General features: G+C 49.8%; 2 protein-coding genes. Both read right to left on the minus strand.

The window, feature by feature from the left end:
• On the minus strand, positions 1-1,958 hold a 1,958-nt coding region (locus D5S03_RS09125; protein WP_287043612.1), incomplete at its 3' end, for an MFS transporter.
• A complete protein-coding gene (locus D5S03_RS09130) occupies positions 1,955-3,064 on the minus strand; it encodes a hypothetical protein (RefSeq protein WP_287043614.1) in 1,110 nt (369 codons plus the stop codon). The genes D5S03_RS09125 and D5S03_RS09130, both read right to left, overlap by 4 nt.
• Positions 3,065-3,994: the final 930 nt, after the last annotated feature.

The following is a 3,994-nucleotide window of genomic DNA, read 5'->3' on the forward strand; positions in this document are numbered from 1 at the left end:
GCTATGCCCAGCATTATGACCATGACCAGGATGGGTATGAAACCGCTGAAAAGGGCGAAAGAAAGCATTGCCCCGGCAGTTATGAGCCCGCCCAGGAGTATGAAGTATTTGCGAAGATATATCTGTGGAAAAAGGTGTGATATAAGCGGGCCTGCGAAAACGAGGCATATGCCGTAACACATGATGACCCGGCCTATATTGGACTGCAGGGCATCAATGCTGTTCAGGTAAAGTGGAACAAAGAAAAACAGAAATCCCACCAGGACCAGCTTGGCCGGTATGGCCTGCAGCCAGAGCACAGCTGCAAACTCCCTGTCCCGGAAGACCTGGAAAAGCTGAGAGGCTTTGAAAGGAAGGCCAAAGCCTCCCAAAGATTCCGGCTTTGCCGGCCTGAAGTCCCCCCTGAAGACCAGAACTGCGAAAATCAGGGCCAGACAGGTGAAAATGGCGCTTACATAAAACACGTTTGCATAACCGATTCTTTCCGCCAGCATGGCCCCTATGACCGTGCCGCAGATATCGCCGCTGAAAAAGGCGGCCAGAAATCCGGCCATGCCCATGGACCTGGCCTTGAGGCTGGTATTGTCAATCACAAACCTCTGGCAGCACATGAAAACCACGCCCAGACCTACGGCGGCCAGGCAGCGAAATACTATAAGCCACAGAATATCCTGAGCCATGGCTGTGAGAAAATGACCTGCAGCATTCAGTAAAAGTCCGATTATCAGAGGTATGAACCAGCCCCTGGAATCGGTCATGGCCCCGGCCAAAGGCATGGAAACAGCCATGGTAAACATAAAAGCGGCAATGGGCAGACCTATTATCATCTCTCGGGACAGGCCCAGTACTGGCTCATAAAGCGAGTCAACATACATGGGGAAAAAGGACAGGCTGAATCCGTCGGCCATGATAAAAAGAAAAATAAGAGGTCTAATGAGGGAATAAGGGATAGGCCCTGAAGCTTCATCCCTGCCTGCTGCAGGTGCATGGAGTCTGCTGCCGCCTTCCAGGCTTATGGCCAGATCACTCCAGTAGGTGTTGACCTTTTGCAGGCAGACCCTGATTTTCTGCAGGGCATCCGGGGATGCAGCAGGACGGCTGGATTCAGGTCCTTCAAGGTTCTGGAGCAGGCCGGATATTTTTTCTGTCTGCTGCCGGGGCGGTGCAGAAAACCCCTGAGACAGATCCGGAAGAAAGCCCCGCAAACCTGAGGCAAATCTCTCGGCCTGTTTTTTTACTATGGAGTTATAATAATCCGCCAGCACGCTTATCTCGCCCAGGGAAGCGTACCTGTCCCTGTCCACGGGCATAAGCCGTGGATAACTGCGGGAGATGTCCCGGCGCAGCACACTTAATGGATGGCTTATATAGTAGATAACGAAAAAGGTGAGAAATTCAAAAGTAAGAAGAAGTGAGGTGAACATGACTGTCAGCATGTCCCACATGATCTGTCTGGACTGGGAGTGAATGACACTTCCGGAAATGTGAATATTGATGTGGCCCTGAACCTCACCCTGCGCTTTCAGAGGCAGGGATATGTCCGTGTCTTGAGGAGTCAGGCCCTTGCGGGACAGTTCAGAGAGGTAGGGCTTATGGACAAAATCAGACTGGCGGGTGCCGGGTTCAATGTCCAGGGCCTGGTCATGATCGGCAAAAAAAAGTGTATAGCCCATGGTGTCGGTGATCTCCATGAACTCCACCTCAGGCAGGTCGGAGAGGATATTTTCCAGGTTGTCCTCAAGCCTGGCTATCCTCTCGAGAGAGATGCCAATGTCCAGGACATATTCCAGATCGTTTTTCAGGTTCTGGCCGGCACTCTGGGCTTTTTCCCTGATGGTGCTCACATGGCTGGACTGAAAAGCATTTATATTGAAATAAGAATATGCAGCCTGCCCAAGTATGATCACCGCCACAGCCACCAGGAACACATTTACTTTCAGGCTCAGGTCTGGTTTCATAAGCCGCCTCCCCTGCCCGATATATCATCCGAGGGCTTTTTGAAGCCTGATGCGTACCTGTCTTCTTTAACCCTGCCAAGAACCTGGACTGCCTGCCGGCTGTCCCTGATGATCTGTTCCAGTTCACGTCTAAGCTCATGGGGTATTTCTTCGTTTTCCAGGTGCCCGGCAAGCTCGCTGCTGCAACTTTCCAGGCCGTCTGCAATCTCTTTTAATGAACGTCCTGGGGGTTCTGCGTGCTCTTTGCCTCTGGACTCAAGCTCCAGGGCTATCTCCTGCAGGTAGCTGCCAAGGCTCACAATATCGTTGCGGATTATCCTGGAATCCGGAAATTTCTGGGTCAGGTGCGTCCGGCCGGATCCAGACGCAGCAGGTCCGGACTTATGGGTTTTCTCTTCTTTTGAAAACGGGCTGAACCGGCTATCCGGTTCTTCACGGGGCACGTCCTGTGCCCCTGATATTTCGTGCTCCCGGGTAATGGGCAAAATGGTTTGCCTGATTCTTTCCAGATCATTTCTGATAGGGCGGACCACGAAAAGACCCAGAAGGCCCACCAGAACTATGGCAGTGCCACCCAGAGACCAGCCCAGGCGGTTCAGGGCACCCTTGATCATCTGAGTGATGCGCTCCAGTATCACTGCCTGGGAAAAGGAGAGGAGTAACCCTCCATGGGCCTGTTGTTCAGCCCTGTGGACTATGGGCAGGTATAAAATGTATCTGTCCTGTTCAAAAACGGAGCGGCTTTCATCTTGCCCCTCAAATTCCTGCGCATGCCGGGCAAGAAGCATGGAACCGTTTTCCTCTGCTCCCTTGAAATAGATTATTTCCCCGAAATCCATGCTCACGGCCACATTTTCCACCCTGGGGTTGGAATCCAGGAACTGAGCCAGCATATCGTCCATGCCCTCAAAAGCGTCCAGAGGCTTGCCCAGAAGGATTCCACGCTCAATGTCCTGCTTGAGGTTTATTGCCCTGGATTCCATGATGGATACAAGGGACCTGGAGTATATATTTTCAAAGGAGGAAATACTCAAAACGGAATTGAGAACCAGGGTGAAAAGAAGGATGGCCAGGGTGGCCGTGAATATTTTCAGTCTGAAGTGCATGTGATCATTACCTGTCTGGATTTTGATGAGCATTGTATCATGTGCAGACCTGCCAGAAATAAAAACCCAGCAGAAATAATCATCCACTTCTTCATATCCCACTCCTTTTGCAATGCTTCAAATAATCTCCCGCCCGGAAAAAGATCCCTCTGTTTCAGCGTCCTCATTCAGCCCAGTTTTCCCGGAAGCCTATATCACTACAGCGACACTTAATTTAAAATGTTTTTTCTTCAACTAATAACTATTAACTCTCAAGCGAGGAAGTTGTTCTTCAAAAGTATCAAAGAGGCATTCTTCCTGAGCCATTCGCTGGAGTGTACCTGTGTAAACTGAAACCCTCGTGTAAACCCCATAAGTTTCCGGATATGGACACCCATACCCAAAGCTTATATTTATAAGGAAAATTGGTCCAGAAAAGTTTGTCCCCGTGCAACATCCAAAGATCTATTATATTGCTACATATAACCTAACTCAACTAAACTGGTCAGTCAAAAGCTTTTTGCAATCATTTACTGTAACTATTCCAATATGTTCAAGTGAGAACAATTACATTATCACTAAAGCTGGCTATGCCCGCAACCCAAAAAAGATATATTCACCGCCCGGGCGGACCGGGACCGAACGTGTGAGTAACTGTCTTTAAAGTGGAGCCTGCATCCTGCAGGCTATTTAATTCCAGGCGGCTGGAAGCCGCCTCCACCTTGAAGAACAGTCCCATATTTGGAAATTAGGACAGTCCCCGCGAGGTACTATAAAAAAGATTGATGCTGCATTGGTTTCTGGAAGAAATCTGCTTTGATGAAAAAATCTACACAGCGAGGGACAGTCCCCCTCCGGGCTGTAAGCCTCCGGGCAGGAAGCTGTGCCAGGCGCAAAGTTCCCATCTTTGAAGGAACTTTTCAGGAAATTGAGAATCAATCATATGTAAAA

Origin of the sequence: Desulfonatronospira sp. MSAO_Bac3 (genome assembly GCF_003838035.1) — a bacterium.
Classification (GTDB): domain Bacteria; phylum Desulfobacterota; class Desulfovibrionia; order Desulfovibrionales; family Desulfonatronovibrionaceae; genus Desulfonatronospira; species Desulfonatronospira thiodismutans.

Coding starts and splice junctions, on each gene's coding strand:
- D5S03_RS09130 (WP_287043614.1), bottom strand. CDS start 3,064: ATGCACTTCAGACTGAAAATATTCACGGCCACCCTGGCCATCCTTCTT.